The 16,142-nt window shown below is 60.8% G+C and carries 16 protein-coding genes; 10 read left to right on the plus strand and 6 right to left on the minus strand.

The window, feature by feature from the left end:
* Positions 1-5 precede the first annotated feature (5 nt).
* Together AC1D2Q_RS00120 and AC1D2Q_RS00125 are read left to right on the plus strand one after the other, a co-directional pair.
* A complete protein-coding gene (locus tag AC1D2Q_RS00120; RefSeq protein WP_477811794.1) occupies positions 6-668 on the plus strand; it encodes a response regulator in 663 nt (220 codons plus the stop codon).
* Positions 665-2,041, plus strand: a complete 1,377-nt coding sequence (locus AC1D2Q_RS00125) for a sensor histidine kinase (RefSeq protein WP_477811795.1) — start codon at positions 665-667, stop codon at positions 2,039-2,041. The genes AC1D2Q_RS00120 and AC1D2Q_RS00125 overlap by 4 nt, the downstream gene beginning before the upstream one ends.
* Before the next feature lie 108 nt (positions 2,042-2,149).
* Here AC1D2Q_RS00125 and AC1D2Q_RS00130 read toward each other — a convergent pair whose 3' ends face one another.
* Complete coding sequence (locus tag AC1D2Q_RS00130) at positions 2,150-2,509, minus strand: DUF6124 family protein (protein WP_477811796.1); 360 nt, start codon at positions 2,507-2,509, stop codon at positions 2,150-2,152.
* A gap of 358 nt (positions 2,510-2,867) precedes the next feature.
* On the minus strand, positions 2,868-3,761 hold the full coding sequence (locus AC1D2Q_RS00135) for a LysR family transcriptional regulator (RefSeq protein WP_477811797.1): 894 nt from the start codon (positions 3,759-3,761) through the stop codon (positions 2,868-2,870).
* 133 nt (positions 3,762-3,894) lie between these two features.
* On the opposite strand from AC1D2Q_RS00135, the gene AC1D2Q_RS00140 reads away from it, so the two are divergent.
* Both AC1D2Q_RS00140 and AC1D2Q_RS00145 read left to right on the plus strand, forming a co-directional pair.
* Positions 3,895-5,544: a GMC family oxidoreductase gene (locus AC1D2Q_RS00140; protein ID WP_477811798.1), complete on the plus strand. Its 1,650-nt coding sequence runs from the start codon at positions 3,895-3,897 to the stop codon at positions 5,542-5,544.
* An 80-nt stretch (positions 5,545-5,624) separates the two neighbouring features.
* Complete coding sequence (locus AC1D2Q_RS00145; protein ID WP_477811799.1) at positions 5,625-7,247, plus strand: MFS transporter; 1,623 nt, start codon at positions 5,625-5,627, stop codon at positions 7,245-7,247.
* A 66-nt stretch (positions 7,248-7,313) separates the two neighbouring features.
* On the opposite strand, the gene AC1D2Q_RS00150 is transcribed toward AC1D2Q_RS00145, so the two are convergent.
* The gene (locus AC1D2Q_RS00150) at positions 7,314-7,676 is read right to left on the minus strand and encodes a DUF427 domain-containing protein (RefSeq protein WP_477811800.1); all 363 of its coding nucleotides are present in this window, start codon (positions 7,674-7,676) and stop codon (positions 7,314-7,316) included.
* Between the two features lie 231 nt (positions 7,677-7,907).
* On the opposite strand from AC1D2Q_RS00150, the gene AC1D2Q_RS00155 reads away from it, so the two are divergent.
* From AC1D2Q_RS00155 to AC1D2Q_RS00170, 4 genes are all read left to right on the plus strand, one after another.
* A complete protein-coding gene (locus AC1D2Q_RS00155; protein WP_477811801.1) occupies positions 7,908-9,857 on the plus strand; it encodes a DNA topoisomerase III in 1,950 nt (649 codons plus the stop codon).
* 62 nt (positions 9,858-9,919) lie between these two features.
* Positions 9,920-10,459, plus strand: a complete 540-nt coding sequence (locus AC1D2Q_RS00160) for a GNAT family N-acetyltransferase (protein WP_477811802.1) — start codon at positions 9,920-9,922, stop codon at positions 10,457-10,459.
* 537 nt (positions 10,460-10,996) lie between these two features.
* Positions 10,997-11,326 carry a hypothetical protein gene (locus AC1D2Q_RS00165; RefSeq protein ID WP_018929754.1) on the plus strand — a complete coding sequence of 110 codons (330 nt, stop codon included), beginning with the start codon at positions 10,997-10,999 and terminating at the stop codon, positions 11,324-11,326.
* A 151-nt stretch (positions 11,327-11,477) separates the two neighbouring features.
* Positions 11,478-11,780 (plus strand): hypothetical protein, encoded by a 303-nt coding sequence (locus AC1D2Q_RS00170; RefSeq protein WP_477811803.1) that lies wholly within the window; start codon positions 11,478-11,480, stop codon positions 11,778-11,780.
* Between the two features lies 1 nt (position 11,781).
* Here the strand turns inward: AC1D2Q_RS00170 and cynR are convergent, their stop codons facing one another.
* Complete coding sequence (gene cynR / locus AC1D2Q_RS00175; protein WP_477811804.1) at positions 11,782-12,666, minus strand: transcriptional regulator CynR; 885 nt, start codon at positions 12,664-12,666, stop codon at positions 11,782-11,784.
* Positions 12,667-12,785: 119 nt separating this feature from the next.
* Between cynR and cynS the strand changes: the two genes are divergently transcribed.
* A complete protein-coding gene (gene cynS, locus AC1D2Q_RS00180) occupies positions 12,786-13,253 on the plus strand; it encodes a cyanase (protein WP_477811805.1) in 468 nt (155 codons plus the stop codon).
* 85 nt (positions 13,254-13,338) lie between these two features.
* Entirely contained in the window at positions 13,339-13,998 is a 660-nt protein-coding gene (locus AC1D2Q_RS00185; RefSeq protein ID WP_477811806.1) for a carbonic anhydrase, read from the plus strand.
* A 114-nt stretch (positions 13,999-14,112) separates the two neighbouring features.
* Here the strand turns inward: AC1D2Q_RS00185 and AC1D2Q_RS00190 are convergent, their stop codons facing one another.
* Complete coding sequence (locus AC1D2Q_RS00190; RefSeq protein WP_477811807.1) at positions 14,113-14,463, minus strand: BON domain-containing protein; 351 nt, start codon at positions 14,461-14,463, stop codon at positions 14,113-14,115.
* 149 nt (positions 14,464-14,612) lie between these two features.
* Positions 14,613-16,115, minus strand: a complete 1,503-nt coding sequence (locus tag AC1D2Q_RS00195) for an aldehyde dehydrogenase family protein (RefSeq protein ID WP_477811808.1) — start codon at positions 16,113-16,115, stop codon at positions 14,613-14,615.
* Positions 16,116-16,142: the final 27 nt, after the last annotated feature.

Below are 16,142 nucleotides of genomic sequence, written 5' to 3' on the forward strand. Positions count from 1 at the left end.
CCCGTGTGCGCTTATTACTGATCGAGGATGACGTGGCCCTTGGCGAGGGTATTCATCAGGCCCTGGGCCGTGAGGGTTACACCGTCGACTGGCTGCAGGACGGCAGCAACGCCTTGCATTCACTGCTCAGCGAAACCTTCGATGTGGCGGTGCTCGACCTCGGCCTGCCGCGCATGGACGGTCTGGAAGTGTTGCGTCGCTTGCGTGACAGCGGCTCGAACCTGCCGGTGCTGATCCTCACCTCCCGGGATGCCACTGAAGACCGCATCGCCGGGCTGGATGCCGGCGCCGACGATTACCTGGTCAAACCCTTCGATCTGGCCGAGCTCAAGGCCCGCCTGCGGGCCTTGTTGCGCCGCAGTGCCGGTCGCGCGCAAGTGCTGATCGAACACGCCGGCATCAGCCTGAACCCCGGCACCCAGCAAGTCAGCTATCAGGGCGAACCGGTGGCGCTGACGCCCAAGGAATATCAACTGCTCCACGAATTGCTCTCGCCTCCGGGCCGGGTCATGACCCGCGACCACCTGATGCAACTGCTTTACGGCTGGAACGAAGAAGCCGAAAGCAACACCCTGGAGGTGCATATCCATCACCTGCGCAAGAAGTTCTCCACCGACCTGATCCGCACCATTCGTGGGGTGGGTTATCTGGTGGAGGAACGTCGATGACTTCGATCCGGCGTCGCACCCTGACGCTGATCATCGGCCTGATGCTGACGGGGTTGGCAATCCTCAGCGTGTTCAACCTGCACGACAGCAATCACGAAATCGCCGAAGTCTACGACGCCCAACTGGCGCAGAACGCCCGGCTGCTGCAGGGTGTGATGCGCATGCCGCTGGCCAGCCATGAACACGCCGAACTGTATCAGGCATTCAACAAGGCCTTGAGTGAAGCGGTGCCGGGCGTCGATGGTCACCCCTATGAAGGCAAAATTGCCTTTCAGGTGTGGAATAACAAAGGCGAAGTGCTGGTGCACACCGCCAGCGCCCCCTCCTTCACCGTGCCGCCGACGACACATGGTTTCAGCGATGTGGTGGATTTGAGCAGCCGTCATTGGCGGGTGTTCATGCTCGAAGACAAGCAGAATGACCTGCGCATCTGGGTCGGTGAACGGGACGATGTGCGTGCAGACCTGGTCGACCGGATCGTGCGTCACACGCTGTGGCCCAATGTGCTGGGCAGCCTGATTCTGGCGGCCATGGTCTGGCTGGCCATTGGCTGGGGGCTCAAACCCCTGGCCGATATGGCGGCAACGTTGCGGGCACGGCACAGCGGTTCTCTGGAGCCGTTGCAACTGACCCCGTTGCCCAGCGAACTGGAACCGATGCAAGCGGCGCTCAATCGGATGCTCGCGCAAATTCAAGAGGTGCTGGGTCGTGAGCGGCGCTTCATCGCCGACGCCGCCCACGAATTGCGTACACCGCTGGCCGTGTTGCGGGTGCACGCGCAAAACCTGCTGGAGGCCGGCACGGAACAGGAACGTCGTGAGTCCCTGGCGTTTCTGATTGCCGGGGTCGACCGCGCCAGCCGTCTGGTCAATCAATTGCTGACCATGGCGCGTCTCGAACCCAAGGCCGTGGTGCCGGTGCTGCACAACATCGACTTGAGTGAAACCGTGCGCGCCAGCTTGGCCCAGCTCACACCCTGGCTACTGAGCAGAAACCTGGAACTGGCTTTCGACGCCGAGGACCGGCCTTTCAAAGTCCTCGCCGATGCCGGCGCCATCGATATTGCCCTGAACAACCTGGTCACCAACGCGGCGAATTTTTCACCGGAGCATGGCGTCATCACCGTGCAACTGAGCCAGGACGACGGGTTCTACAACTTGAGCGTCCAGGACCAGGGACCGGGCATCGACGAAGCGGATCGCGCACGGTTATTCGAACGCTTCTACAGCCGTGGAAATACCGGGGGCGCGGGCCTGGGGCTGGCCATCGTCAACACCATCGCAACGCGGCTGGGTGGGCGGATTACTCTGGTCAATCCGCCGGAAGGCGGGTTGCGGGCGACGCTGTCGATTCCTGTTGACCAGCACCATTGAACACTCTGTGGCGAGGGAGCTTGCTCCCGCTGGACCGCGCAGCGGCCCCAAAAAAGGGACCGCTGCACAGCCCAGCGTCAGTTACCCACTCACCACCGCAAGCGGCGCCTACTTGGGCAGATCAATCTTATCCAGCACCCGGTTCGCGGTGATCTCCGCCACCATGATGCTGTTTGAAATGCCCAGCAGGGCGTAGCGCGACTCACCCTCCAGATGATCCACCAACTGATGGACCATCACATCGACTGAGGCCAGTGTTTCGACCAGAAAAACCGCCAGGGTTTCGGCCGTCGCCTCTGGGGCCACGGCAAACAATTTGCTGGGTTTACGCGTGGTGGCTTTGATGTCGGCGTTCGACGGGAAGTGGAAGTCGAGAGCGCGTTCGGCGGCCTCATTGAGCTTCTTTGAATCGGGTTCGTACGGGGAGACCGGATCGGCGTCCGGCGGATTGGGTGTGACCTTGAACATAAGCTGGCTTCTCTGATTGGGTGCCACCCTCCTGCGACTAAACGAGAGGGAGGCAGCTGTACGCAGGTTAGTCGACCGGGGAAGCTAGCAAAGCCGGCGCGCCCGAAGGCGCCCTGCGCACAACCACCATCAAGTGCAGGCATGGGAATGCCCGACTGACAAGAACTTGTGCACCTTGCTTATAACCCCGGGCGACTAAACCCGATCACTGATGGGCAGTGACGGGAATCAAGTTACCGAGCGGGCCCAAGGCGCACAAGCCGGCGGATTCTGTCTTACGTGTAGGGGGTGGCGCAAGGCGTTGTAGCCTTTGGATGGTAACGGCAAGCTTCATTTAAACGATCGCGATTTTTCTTGTTTAAACGGGCTTTCCCAGCAACAACTCCTGCTCACGCTCACACAACCCCACCACGTAATCCCACAACACCCGCAGCCGCACCGACTTGTGCAGCTCGCGCCGCGTACTGATCCAATAGCTGCGCTGGATGCTTTCGTCCGGCAGCAACGACACCAGTTCAGGATCGGCGCTGGCCATGTAGCACGGTAGCACGGCGATCCCCAGGCCCGAGCGTGCGGCCTGTTGTTGGGCGATGACGCTGGTGCTGTGAAACACCACCTGGGGGTTGCGGCAAAAGCTGTTGAGGAACATCAGTTCCTGGCTGAACAACAAGTCGTCGACGTAGCCGATCCACGCATGGCGGCCGAGGTCTTCGCGGCTGCGTAGTGGTGGCGAGCGGTCCAGATAGGCCTGGCTGGCGTAGAGCGCCAGTCGATAGTCGGTGAGTTTGCGGGTGACCAGCATGTCGGCGGCCGGGCGTTCCAGGTGAATGCTGATCTCCGCTTCACGGTTGAGGATGCTGACGAAGCGCGGCACCGCCACCAGTTCCACTTCCAGCCCCGGGTAGCGTTCGAACAAGCCGTTCATGCGGCTGGCGAGGAACATGATGCCCAACCCCTCCGTCACCCCGACGCGGATCTTGCCCAGCGGCGCGGTGGATTGGGTGATTTCTTCCTGGGCCAGCAACGCGACGTTTTCCATGGCCTCGGCATGCTTGAGCAGCGCTTCGCCGGCCGGGGTCAATTCGTAGCCTTGGGCATGCTGGACGAACAGCGCGGTGCCGAGGCTTTTTTCGATGGCCTCGATGTGCCGGGCCACGGTGGCGTGGGTGGTGTTCAAGCGGCGGGCGGCGGTCAGCAAACGGCCGCTGCGCTGCAATTCGAGAAAAAACCGCAGGTCATTCCAGTCGAACATGAACCATCCTTGAGGCGATGCCGTTAACCACACTGTTTAAAAACGCACAGCGGCTGCGTAAAAACTAACATTCTTTTAACGAAAGCTAACAACTAGGATGACCGACAACAAGAACAACAATACGAGGTCAGGGATGCAGACTTCCCTTGATGAATACGACTACATCGTGGTCGGCGCCGGGCCGGCCGGGTGTTTGCTGGCCAATCGACTGTCGGCCAACCCGCAACACCGGGTGTTGCTGCTCGAAGCCGGCGGCCGCGACAACTACCCGTGGATTCACATCCCCGTGGGTTACCTGTTCTGCATCGGCAACCCGCGCACCGACTGGTGTTTCAAGACCGAGTCGCAACCGGGCCTGCAAGGCCGTGCCCTGAGCTACCCGCGCGGCAAGGTGCTTGGCGGCTGTTCCTCGATCAACGGCATGATCTACATGCGCGGCCAGGCTGGCGACTACGATGGCTGGGCGGCCGAGGGTAATCCTGGCTGGGGCTGGCAAGACGTGCTGCCGCTGTTCAAACAGAGCGAAAACCATTTTGCCGGCGATTCTGAATTTCACGGTGCCGCCGGCGAATGGCGGATCGAGCGGCAACGCCTGTCGTGGCCGATTCTCGATGCCTTCCGCACCGCTGCCGAACAAAGCGGCATTGCCAGCATCGATGACTTCAACCAGGGCGACAACGAAGGCTGCGGCTATTTCCAGGTCAACCAGAAAGCCGGGGTGCGCTGGAATGCGGCCAAGGCGTTCCTCAAACCGATCCGCCACCGTGCCAATCTCACAGTGCTGACCGATGTTGAAGTCGACCGCGTGCTGCTGGAAAACGGCCGTGCCTCGGCGATCAGCGCCCGTTGGCAAGATCAGGCGAAAACCTTCAAGGCGCGCAAGGAAATCATCCTGTGTGCCGGCTCCGTCGGTTCACCCGGCATCCTCCAGCGTTCCGGCATCGGCCCTCGCCCGCTGTTGCAACAACTCGGCATCGGCGTTGCCCACGAACTGCCCGGCGTGGGCGGCAACCTGCAGGATCACCTGCAACTGCGGCTGATCTACAAACTGGAAAACGCCCGCACCCTGAACCAGATCGCCGGCACGCTGTGGGGCAAGATGGGCATGGGCCTGCGTTATCTGTATGACCGCAGCGGCCCATTGTCCATGGCCCCAAGCCAACTCGGCGCCTTCGCCCGTTCGGGGCCGGAACAGACCTCGGCGAACCTCGAATACCACGTGCAACCCCTGTCGCTGGAGCGCTTTGGCGAACCGCTGCACGCCTTCCCCGCCTTCACCGCGTCGGTCTGCGATCTGCGTCCGCAAAGCCGTGGCCGCATAGACATTCGCTCCGCCGACCCGCGGGAAGCGCCGCTGATTCAGCCCAACTACTTGAGCCATCCCGAAGACTTGCGAGTGGCAGCCGATGCGATCCGCCTGACTCGTCGCATCGTTCGCGCCCCCGCCCTGCAAGCGTTCAAACCGGTGGAATACCTGCCCGGCGACAGCTTGCAGAGCGAAGAACAATTGCACGAAGCCGCCGCCCGGATTGGCACCACCATTTTCCACCCGGTGGGCACCTGCCGGATGGGCAACGATGCGGACGCGGTAGTCGACGCTGAGCTCCGCGTGCATGGCATCCCCGGCCTGCGCATCGCCGACGCCTCGATCATGCCGCGCATCACCTCGGGCAACACCTGCTCGCCGACGCTGATGATCGCCGAGAAAGCTGCGCAACTGATCCTCGAAACAACCGCAAGGAGTTTTGCCCCTGACGAAAAAGCACTGACCGCAGTCTCTTGAGCAAAGGAATAGCGGCACCCGCCCACAAGGCTGGCGTCGACAGTGGAACAACAAAAACAATCACTGTGAGGGATACCGATATGTCAGAACATGTTCAGCCCCTGGAAGCCGTCCGCAGCGCGGGCACCAGTCAGGAAACCCAGAAAGTCATCTTCGCCTCGTCCCTGGGGACGGTGTTCGAGTGGTACGACTTTTTCCTCTACGGCGCCCTCGCGGCGGTCATCAGCAAACAGTTCTTCGCCGGGGTCAACGACACCACGGCGTTCATCTTCGCGCTGATGGCCTTCGCCGCCGGCTTCATCGTGCGCCCGTTCGGTGCGTTGGTGTTCGGACGGTTGGGGGACATGATCGGGCGTAAATACACGTTCCTCGCAACCATCGTCCTCATGGGCCTGGCGACGTTCTGCGTCGGTTTGCTGCCGACCTACGCGAGCATCGGCATCGCTGCGCCGATCATCCTCGTGGTGCTGCGCATGCTCCAGGGCCTGGCGCTGGGTGGTGAGTACGGCGGCGCTGCCACTTACGTCGCCGAACACGCACCGATCGGCAAGCGCGGCTTCCACACCAGCTGGATTCAATCCACCGCTACCCTCGGCTTGCTGCTGTCGCTGCTGGTGGTGCTCGCCTGCCGTTACTTCACCGGCGACCAGTTTGAAGTCTGGGGCTGGCGCATCCCGTTCCTGTTTTCGATCGTGCTGCTGGGCATTTCCACCTGGATTCGCCTGAGCCTGCACGAGTCGCCTGCGTTCGTGAAAATGAAAGAGGAAGGCAAACTCTGCAAGTCGCCACTGCGCGACTCCTTCGGCAAATGGGAAAACCTTAAAGTGGTGCTGATCGCCCTGTTCAGCATCAACGCCGGGCAAGCGGTGACCTTCTATGCCGCGCAGTTCTACGTGCTGTTCTTCCTCACGCAATTCCTGAAAATGGACCCGGCCCTGGCCAACAGTCTGCTGATTGTCAGCGTGATCATTGGCGCACCGTTCTTCATCTTTTTTGGCTGGCTGTCGGACAAGGTCGGACGCAAACCGGTGCTGATGATCGGCCTGCTGCTGGCGACTGCACTGTACTTTCCGATCTTCAAGTCCATCGCCCACTACGCCAACCCAGCCATCGACCAGGCCAGCCGCCAGGCACCGATCACCGTACTGGCCGACCCGGCCACTTGCACCTTCCAGTTCGACCCGGTAGGCAAGGCGAAATTTGATAGCCCGTGCGACAAGGTCAAAACCTTCCTGGTCAAACAAGGCCTGCCCTACAACAGCGAAGCGGCCCCGGCTGGCAGCGGTGTGCAGGTGAGCGTCGGTGACGTGAAGCTCGACGGCTTTGACGAAGCCGCCCTGCGCGGCGCAGTGACCCTGGCCGGGTATCCGTCAAAAGCCGATATCCAGCTGATCAACAAACCGATGATCGTGGTACTGATCGTCGCGCTGATCATCATCTCCGCCATGTGCTACGGCCCGCTGGCGGCGCTGATGGTCGAACTGTTCCCGACCCGCATTCGCTACACCTCGATGTCCCTGCCCTATCACATCGGCAACGGCTGGTTTGGTGGGTTCCTGCCGACGGTGTCGTTTGCCCTGGTGGTGTACACCGGGGATATTTTCTACGGGCTGTGGTACCCGGTGGTGATTACCGGGGTGAGCCTGGTGGTGGGGATGATGTGTTTGCGGGAGACGAAAAACGTGGACCTCGATAAAAACTGAGCGCTAACGGGAGGTTAGTTTGTGGCGAGGGTGCAAGCCCCCTCGCTACAAAATGCTTTCTGCACATCAGGTCTTGAGCACCTCAAACGTCACTTCGTCAGGATAGAACGCCACATACCCGCCAATTTGCTCGACGGACACCTTGGGGTGCTCATAACTCCACACCGCATTGGCACTTTCATGCCCGGGGATTTGCAGGCTGTAGTAGCTGGCATCGCCCTTGTACGGGCAATAGCTGGTGTGGTCGGTGCGGGCGAAATACTGTTCGGCGATATCCTCCCGCGGGATGTAGTACACCGGAGGATAATTGGTCTCATGCATGACCAGCGCCCGAGTGGACGACGCCACTTGAATGCCATGGAACTTCACCACCACGCAGCCGGGTTGGGGGACGATGGAGATGGGACTACCGGCACCTGGGACTTTCATGAAGTAGGTTCCTCTGTTGCTGTTGTGCGGTTTCCGCGCCCCAACAGGTATACCCCATGTTCCGCTATCGCAAGCACTTCACAGCCGAACGGAGCGTGCTTCAGTCGCTGGATTGACCGCTGTCATCAACGGCAACAGCTCAAGCTGTACATCCATACAGATAAAGATTGCTCCATCGCTCATCACCCGCCATTCTGTGCACCTCTCGAACACTGATCGACGATGGTGGTTATGCGGCTGTACCTCTGTGAAAAACCTTCCCAAGCCAAAGACATCGCGGCCGTGCTGGGCGCCAGGCGTCGGGGCGACGGCTGCTGGCTGGGAACGGACGTCACGGTGACCTGGTGCATCGGCCACCTGCTGGAAACCGCGCCGCCAGATGCCTACGACGCGCGTTACAAGCGTTGGGTGCTGGCGGATCTGCCGATCATTCCCGAAAAATGGAAAATGACCGTCAAGCCGCGCACGGCCAGCCAGTACAAGGCAGTCAAACGCCTGCTCGGCGAGGCCAGTGAACTGGTGATTGCCACCGACGCCGACCGTGAGGGCGAGATGATCGCCCGGGAACTGGTGGAGCATTGCCGTTATCGCGGGCCGATCCAGCGGCTGTGGTTGTCGGCGCTGGACGATGCGTCGATCCGCAAGGCGCTGGCGGCGCTCAAGCCGGGGGCCGAGACGTTCAGCCTCTATCATTCGGCGTTGGGGCGCTCCCGGGCCGACTGGTTGATCGGGATGAACATGAGTCGGCTGTTCACCCTGCTGGGGCGTCAGTCCGGCTATCAGGGCGTGTTGCCGGTCGGTCGGGTGCAGACGCCGACTTTGCGCCTGGTGGTGGATCGCGACCGCAGCATTGCCAATTTCGTCCCGGTGGCCTACTGGGCCATCGACGTGCAACTGCTGCACGATGGCACTGCGTTCACTGCCCAGTGGCGCGCGGCGTCCGATGCTTGTGACGATCAGGATCGCTGCCTGAACCAGGCGCTGGCCCAGCAGGCGGCTGCGGCCATTGGCAACGCGGCGAGCGCTCGGGTGATCAAGCTACGTACCGAGCGCATGCGCGAAGTCGCGCCGCTGCCGTTCGACCTGGGTACTTTGCAGGAAGTCTGCTCGAAAAAACTCGGGCTCGGCGCCCAGGAAACCCTCGATATCGCCCAGGCCCTGTATGAAACCCATAAAGTCATCACCTACCCGCGCAGCGACTGCGGCTACCTGCCCCTGAGTCAGCACAGCGAAGCGCCGGGTATTCTGGCGGCGCTCCGGCAAGCCGATCCGGCCCTGAACGCCTTGCACGATTATCTGGAGCCACAACGCCGCTCGCGGGCCTGGAACGATGCCAAGGTCAGCGCGCACCACGGCATCATTCCGACCGCCGCGGCGAAGAATCTCGACCGACTGGTGGGCAAACAACGGGCGGTCTACACCCTGATTCGTGCGCGTTACCTGGCGCAGTTCCTGCCCAATCATGAATACGACCGCACCCAGGCCGACTTCGACTGTGCCGGTGAAGCCTTGCGCGCCGTGGGCAAGCAGATTGTCGAGCCCGGCTGGAAACGCGCCCTGCCCGAAGCCCTCGCGCCTGCCAAGGGCCGCGAAGCACCGGCACCGCAAACACTGCCGACATTGGCCGAAGGGCGTGACTGCGCGGTGGCTGACGTGAAACTCAAGGACCTCTGGACCCAGCCGCCCAAGCCATTCACCGAAGGCGATCTGATCAAGGCAATGAAGAATGTTGCCAAACTGGTGGAAGATCCGCTGCTCAAGCAAAAGCTCAAGGACACCACCGGCATCGGCACCGAAGCCACACGCGCCTCGATCATCCAGGGCCTGCTCGACCGCGGTTATCTGATCAAGAACGGCAAGGCCCTGGCCGCGACGCCGGCGGCTTTCAGCCTGATCGATGCGGTGCCGCGCGCGATTGCCGACCCCGGCACCACGGCAATCTGGGAACAGGCGCTGGACATGGTGCAGAGCGGTGAAATGAGCCTGGAAGAATTCGTCACCAAACAGGCCGCGTGGATGAGCAAGCAAGTGGCGCGCTGCGCCGGCCTGAACCTGACCATCAGCGGGCCGGCAAGCCCGGCCGGGCGTGGCGCCACACCGTGGAAAAACAAACGCAAACCCGCCAAACGCAAGCCTTCGACTGGCACCAAGCGCGCGGCGAAACCGGCGGGCAAGGTTTGAAGGCAGCGAATCGAAATGGTCTAGTGTTCTTCAATGTCAGTTAAGACACGGAAGGTACGACCATGGCGACAATCAGGAGCCAGCCCTCGATAGAACTGCACGCCGCCCAGCGCGACGAACTGGAAACCATCGAAAACCTGATGCAGTTCTACATGTACGATTTCAGCGAATGGCTGCCGCTGAAGCTCGGGGAGAATGGTTTCTTCAACATCCAGCCCAGACTGGACTACTGGCGCAACCCGGCAACCCGGCCGTTTCTGATCAAGGTCAACGGCGAGCTGGCGGGCTTCGTGACCGTGGATAACGAAACCCATATCGTCGGCGCCGAGTACAACATCGGCTACTTTTTTGTCAGTCGACGCTTTCGTGGCCAAGGTGTCGCGAAGTTTGTCGTCTCTGCCCTCTTGAGCCGTTTCCCCGGTCAATGGCAGATTTTCCACATCGATGCCAACCAGCCTGCGCGGCTGTTCTGGGCCAGGGTGATGCCCGATCTCACGGGCGGAGCGTTCACCGTGCATCAGCTGCCGATTGACGGTTATCCATGCACCGTTTACCGCTTTGAAAGATCGCAGCCTTCGGCGACGCCTCCGGGGCTGGGGTAAGCGCTGCCAAAGACTCCAAGCGCTGGCCACGCTGACTTTCTAATTCCAAAACCACTTTGTCCGACAATATGTAGTGAATAAAAATAATCACTACAAAACCGTTGACGCCTCCGATTTGCCCTTGCATGATGCAGACGTCTCCCCGATCGGGAGTACAGGCAACACGTTTGAGCAAGTTCGTCTGACCGCCGAGCTGTTTTTCCCGGATACACGCTGCCCACAAGGCAGATTGAAGAAGCTGACCTGGCCTGAACGTCCAGTACAAGGGCGAGAAACGCTGGCGATCAATCCTCATGAAGCTTGTGGCCGACCCTGAAAACGTCGGCAGTGGCCTCCAGGTTTTCGCTGCTTCTCTTCGTTGTGACGCTATTGCGTAGCAGTTATTCAACACGACTACATGCAACAGATGCGCGACCCCGTCGTATTGACGGTCGACCGCTGACGTCCTGGTTTCGGTGCCAGGGATCAACTAACCGATGGGCTACCTGTATTAGCGAATCAACTTTGAAAGATCACCAAATGGTCAAGGGGCTTACAATGAATCTGAACAATCAACCTACTATCGATGAACTGGCTCGCTTGTTCGCTGCGCAAAAAGACAGCCATGACAGCCATATTCTGTGGATCAGCAAATCGGGCCAGGTCCATATCGACTGCCTGTCGCCCCATGCCCACGAAGAAGAGTTCGACAAGAACAACCAGAACCTGCTGGCCCGCATGAAGATGTACCGTCGCGGCCAGGGCTATGTCGGCAAGAAAGCCGCGGCCGACAAGGACTTCATCGGTAATGTGCTGCAAACGCTGACACAGGCGTGGGCCTCGCTGCAGAACCAGAATGAAGTTCGGGTGATTGATCGGTTGTACTGATCTCTCCCGAACACAAGAAGGCCCCGCTCGTTTATCGAGCGGGGCCTTTTTTTGTTTCTTGTTTTTGCACCTCTAACTTCGCACCGGGTCAAAAGAACAGGGCTATGGTTAACAGTGCGCTGGACATCGGTTTATCCGCTGGAGGTCTGCGATGAAAACAACCCTGACATTCATGCTACTGGCATTGGCGAGTGCAGCCCATGCGAACAGTCTCCCCGGCATTCCCGCCTTCGATGTGGACTGTCCCGGGAAAATCATGGTCCACGCCGACCAGGATGGTCCGGTGATGATCAACAGCAAAGAAGCCCAGACCAAAATGATCAATGATCGCCTTTTCGAGGCCAAGGGGCCGGATGTGACGATCTCGATCAGCATCGCGGATGACGACACGGTAGCCGTGACCTATACCAGCAAGAAAGCCGGCAATGGCATCTGCCAGTCGGTGGATGATTGATTCACACGCTGGTGCTGCCGGCCATCACCAGGTTCGCGAACGCCACAGACGCGGCACTGTGATAGTTGTTCTTCCTGCGTAGCAATGCCGCGGCGCGCCGGGGTGCCTCGCCCTGTAATTCAATCCGGCGCAATGCCCGTTCCGCCGTGGCGATGGGCTCCGGGAGGATGGTGGCCATCGGCGTGTGGCGAATGACCTCCAGCAACGTACTCACCGAATTCACCTCGATCGCCACCTTGGGCGTGRTGTTCTGCTGCCGAAAATACTCGTCGATCAAGGACCGGGTGACGAAGTCCGGGGTCAGCAACGCGAACTGCAGTTGCGCCACCTCCTCTGGCGACAGCGGATTCTGGCGTTCATACAATGGATGGCCGTGCCCGACCATCAGCCCCAAGGTCTCGACAAACGCCGGCAGGCACTCAATGTCGGGGCTCCTCACCGGGGTAAAGGCAATGGCAATGTCCAGCGAGTCATCGAGCAGCCCCGCCTCGATGTCATCCATCGACAACTCGAAAATATCCAGGTGGATGTTCGGAAATTTCGCTCCATAGTCGCGCACCAGCGGCCCCACCAGATACGCCATGAAGGTGGGCGTCATGGCCAGTCGCAAGGTGCCGCGAGACAAGTCCTTCACGTCATGCAGCGCGCGTTTGCCCGCTTCCAGTTCCACCAGCACCCGCCGGGCGCATTCGATATAGACCTGCCCCGCGTCGGTCGCTCTGACCGTGCGTGAGGTGCGGTCGAACAGGCTGACACCCAGGGTTTCCTCCAATTGCCGGATCTGCTGGGACAGTGTCGGTTGGGAGACGTGCAACGCCTCGGCGGCGCGGGTGAAGCCGCCGTGGTCGGCGACCGCCAGCAGGTAGCGCAAATGTCGGAGCAGCATGGGGGCTCATCATCTATAGGCAAGGCTTATGCAAAGCATTGTATATCGATCTTGGACGCTATGGATCAATCAACCGAAGATGGCTCCACTTTCCAGCCACAACCGATAGGAGTCACACCATGCAACAGTCCCACGCTTACCAGGACCCAAGTCTGACCCTGACCACTTCGATCCTCGATGCCAAGGCGCGCAAGAATCTGTCCTGGCAGGATCTGACCGACGGCACCGGCCTGGGTCTGGCCTACGTCACCGCCGCCCTTCTCGGCCAGCATCCACTGCCGGAAGCCGCCGCCAGAGTGATCGGCGAAAAACTCGAGCTGGACGCCGACACCGTGGCCCGCCTGCAAATCATCCCGCTGCGCGGCAGCCTGTCGGGTGTTCCGACCGACCCGACCATCTACCGTTTCTACGAAATGATCCAGATCTACGGCACCACGCTCAAAGCCCTGGTTCACGAGCAGTTCGGCGACGGCATCATCAGCGCGATCAACTTCAAGCTTGACCTGAAAAAAGTCGAAGACCCGGAAGGCGGCTCCCGTGCCGTGATTACCCTGGACGGCAAATTCCTGCCGCTGCGTCCTTTCTAAAACAACCGCTCAGCACCCCATGTAGCAGCAGCCTCGCAGGCTCGGCAGCTGCTACGCCCCCTCATTCATTGCAAGGAAATCCGCCATGAAAGCGCTCATCGAAGGTTTATTGAAGTTTCAGAAAGAAGCGTTTGCGCAACGTACCGACCTGTTCAAACACCTGGCCACCACCCAGCATCCCGGCACCTTGTTCATCACCTGTTCCGACAGCCGCGTGGTACCGGAACTGCTGACCCAGCAAGAGCCCGGCGAACTGTTCGTGGTACGTAATGCCGGCAATATCGTGCCCTCTTACAGCCCGCATCCGGGCGGCGTGTCGGCCACGGTGGAATATGCGGTCGCGGTATTGGGCGTGACGGATATCGTGATCTGCGGGCATTCGGACTGTGGCGCCATGACCGCCATTGCCCAGTGCAAATGCATGGATCACCTGCCCGCCGTCAGCGGCTGGTTGCAGCACGCCGAGTCGGCCAAGGTGATCAACGAATCCCGCCCTCATGCCAGCGACGCGGACAAGGTCAGTTCGATGGTGCGGGAAAACGTCATCGCTCAACTGGCGAATATCCAGACCCACCCGAGCGTGCGCCTGGCCCTGGAAAAAGGCCTGTTGAACCTGCATGGCTGGGTCTATGACATCGAAACCGGCTCGGTCGATGCCCTGGATGCCGGCAGTCACAGCTTCGTGTCGCTGGCCGAACACCCCGGCACTTGCGCCGTGCATGGCAAAACGGTCGAAGCCGCCTGAACCTCAAGGTGTCGACCGCACAAGCTACAGCAGGCTTGGCAAAGTGGACAGGCGCGCTACTGCGCCCGTCCTCGTTTCCCGGCCGGGAATGTGACACTCACACGATCGCCCTGGTTATTTGTCGTCCGTCTTGGCTGACGATTGTGGCCGACGTTCAGGTGTGTCTTCAGCGTTGGGCGCTTCTGGAAAACTGCCAGGGGTGAACACATGAGTGAGCAATTCGCTGGCATCGATGTTGACGACACCAGGAACCGAACGGGCCAGAGCAACAGCCTGCTCACACTGTCTATGGGTATTCACACGACCGCTCAATGCCACCGTGCCCGCATGGGTTTTGACATGGACATTCAGGCCAAGGGTGGTATCGGCCAATGCCAGGGCCGACTTTATCCGGGTGGTAATCCACGTGTCGTGAACGACCGTTTCCAGACCATGGGAGTAATGTTGGAAGTCATGAAGTTTCATGGCGCAATCCTCTCACACGTAATCAGATGCGCTGCCCGTCCCCGCGCAGGCACGGACACACAATAAGTATAGTGCGCGCCGTTGTCTGCGGCCGGGGGCTCCTGATGAGCGACGAAAATCCTGTGGGAGCGTGGCTTAACTTATCGCTGTCAGCGTTTGACCGACAGATCCACCTGGGTCATGCGGCTGCGGATCGTGAACACGCCATCACCCGAGAGAATCGCGCTGCGTGCAAACAGACGCCCGCTCTCCCAGTTCGAAAGCCCCAGTTCCGGCTTGTTCAGCGCGTACTGTCCGTCGACCCAGCGGGTGATCCCGTTGCCGACAAAAGGCGCGTTGACCGCGTTGTAGAAACGCGCCTGCGCCTGGGCATCTTCACTGATCAGCGACACGGTGAATTGCGGGCTGTAGCGGTTGAACAAGGCAATGGCCTGATCCAGATCGTCGACGATCTTCAGGCTGACTTCCGGGGTTTCTTCCCATTCCCACTCGCGGCCCAATTGGTCCTCGGGCAACGGTTCGGCCTGTGCTTCGGTCTGATAGCCTTCGGCGCGGTACACCTCGACGCTCGCGGTGCGCCAATCGCTCGGCAAATGCTGCTCGCTGCCCTCGACGATGTGCAGTTTGCAGCCCTGGCCCCGCGCGGTGCCGGCCTGTTGCAGTGCATCGAGAAACAGCGGCACCAGTTCGGCTGCTCGGTCGCGGTGGATCAGGCAAACGTTCAAGGTGTTGCAGACTTTGCGGTCCAGCGAATTGCGCACCACGGCGGCGAAGCGCTGGGCATCGGCATCTTTATTCGCGATCAGCCAGGCGCCACCGGTGCCGTGCAGGCTGACGGCGGTGCCGGCCTGTTGCGCGATGCTGCCCAACTGGCTGACCGCACGCCCCGAACCACGGGCCACGGCCAGCGACAGGCGCCGGTCGGCGAACATTGCCCAGCCGGCGGCGTGATTGACGCTTTCGACCAGCGACACTGCACCGCTCGGCAACCCGGCATCGGCCAGCGCCGGATTCAATGCATGGGTGACGATGGCCTGGGCGGTGCCCAACGCGTCGCTGCCAATGCGCAGCACCGCGGTGTTACCGGTACGCAATACACCGGCGGCGTCGGCGAAGACATTCGGCCGGCCTTCGAACACAAAAGCGACGATGCCCAGCGGCGAAACCACCTGCTCGACTTTCCAGCCGTCGTGCTCGACGCAGCTCACGACTTGGCCGCGGGTGGCCGGTGCATCGCGCCAGGCCCGTAGGCCGGCAATCATGTCGCGGCGCATACGCTCATCGGCCAGCAATCTTGTGGTGGAACGCCCGCGCGCCTTGGCCCGCTCGATGTCGGCCAGGTTGGCGGCCGCAATCAAGGCCCAGCACTCCGGGGTTTCCAGGCGTTGCGCGAAGCGATCGAAGAACTCGCTGATGGCGTGATCCGAAACGCTGGACATTGCGGCAAACGCCGCTTCGGCGCGCTCGATGGCGATCGTCGCCGCTTGCTGATCCACCACAGGGATCAGCAACAACTCGCCGCTGACCTGCTCCACCAGCAAATGGTCGCCGGGCTGAAAGCGCGCCGCCAGTTCGGGGCTGACGACCGTGACACGATTACCGGCAAATGGGATCGGCGTGCCAGCGACTAGACGTTCGAGCGCAAGAGACATGAAGCGGTTTCACCATGCAGGGGACGG

It is taken from the genome of Pseudomonas sp. P1_A1 (assembly GCF_056406935.1).

What these genes read in the sequence shown, in the direction of transcription:
- AC1D2Q_RS00125 (WP_477811795.1), top strand. Translation starts at nt 665, where the DNA reads ATGACTTCGATCCGGCGTCGCACCCTGACGCTGATCATCGGCCTGATG.
- AC1D2Q_RS00135 (WP_477811797.1), bottom strand. Translation starts at nt 3,761, where the DNA reads ATGTTCGACTGGAATGACCTGCGGTTTTTTCTCGAATTGCAGCGCAGC.
- AC1D2Q_RS00190 (WP_477811807.1), bottom strand. Translation starts at nt 14,463, where the DNA reads ATGAAACTTCATGACTTCCAACATTACTCCCATGGTCTGGAAACGGTC.
- AC1D2Q_RS00165 (WP_018929754.1), top strand. Translation starts at nt 10,997, where the DNA reads ATGAATCTGAACAATCAACCTACTATCGATGAACTGGCTCGCTTGTTC.
- AC1D2Q_RS00185 (WP_477811806.1), top strand. Translation starts at nt 13,339, where the DNA reads ATGAAAGCGCTCATCGAAGGTTTATTGAAGTTTCAGAAAGAAGCGTTT.
- AC1D2Q_RS00155 (WP_477811801.1), top strand. Translation starts at nt 7,908, where the DNA reads ATGCGGCTGTACCTCTGTGAAAAACCTTCCCAAGCCAAAGACATCGCG.
- AC1D2Q_RS00150 (WP_477811800.1), bottom strand. Translation starts at nt 7,676, where the DNA reads ATGAAAGTCCCAGGTGCCGGTAGTCCCATCTCCATCGTCCCCCAACCC.
- AC1D2Q_RS00140 (WP_477811798.1), top strand. Translation starts at nt 3,895, where the DNA reads ATGCAGACTTCCCTTGATGAATACGACTACATCGTGGTCGGCGCCGGG.
- cynS (WP_477811805.1), top strand. Translation starts at nt 12,786, where the DNA reads ATGCAACAGTCCCACGCTTACCAGGACCCAAGTCTGACCCTGACCACT.
- AC1D2Q_RS00160 (WP_477811802.1), top strand. Translation starts at nt 9,920, where the DNA reads ATGGCGACAATCAGGAGCCAGCCCTCGATAGAACTGCACGCCGCCCAG.
- AC1D2Q_RS00130 (WP_477811796.1), bottom strand. Translation starts at nt 2,509, where the DNA reads ATGTTCAAGGTCACACCCAATCCGCCGGACGCCGATCCGGTCTCCCCG.
- AC1D2Q_RS00145 (WP_477811799.1), top strand. Translation starts at nt 5,625, where the DNA reads ATGTCAGAACATGTTCAGCCCCTGGAAGCCGTCCGCAGCGCGGGCACC.
- AC1D2Q_RS00195 (WP_477811808.1), bottom strand. Translation starts at nt 16,115, where the DNA reads ATGTCTCTTGCGCTCGAACGTCTAGTCGCTGGCACGCCGATCCCATTT.
- AC1D2Q_RS00170 (WP_477811803.1), top strand. Translation starts at nt 11,478, where the DNA reads ATGAAAACAACCCTGACATTCATGCTACTGGCATTGGCGAGTGCAGCC.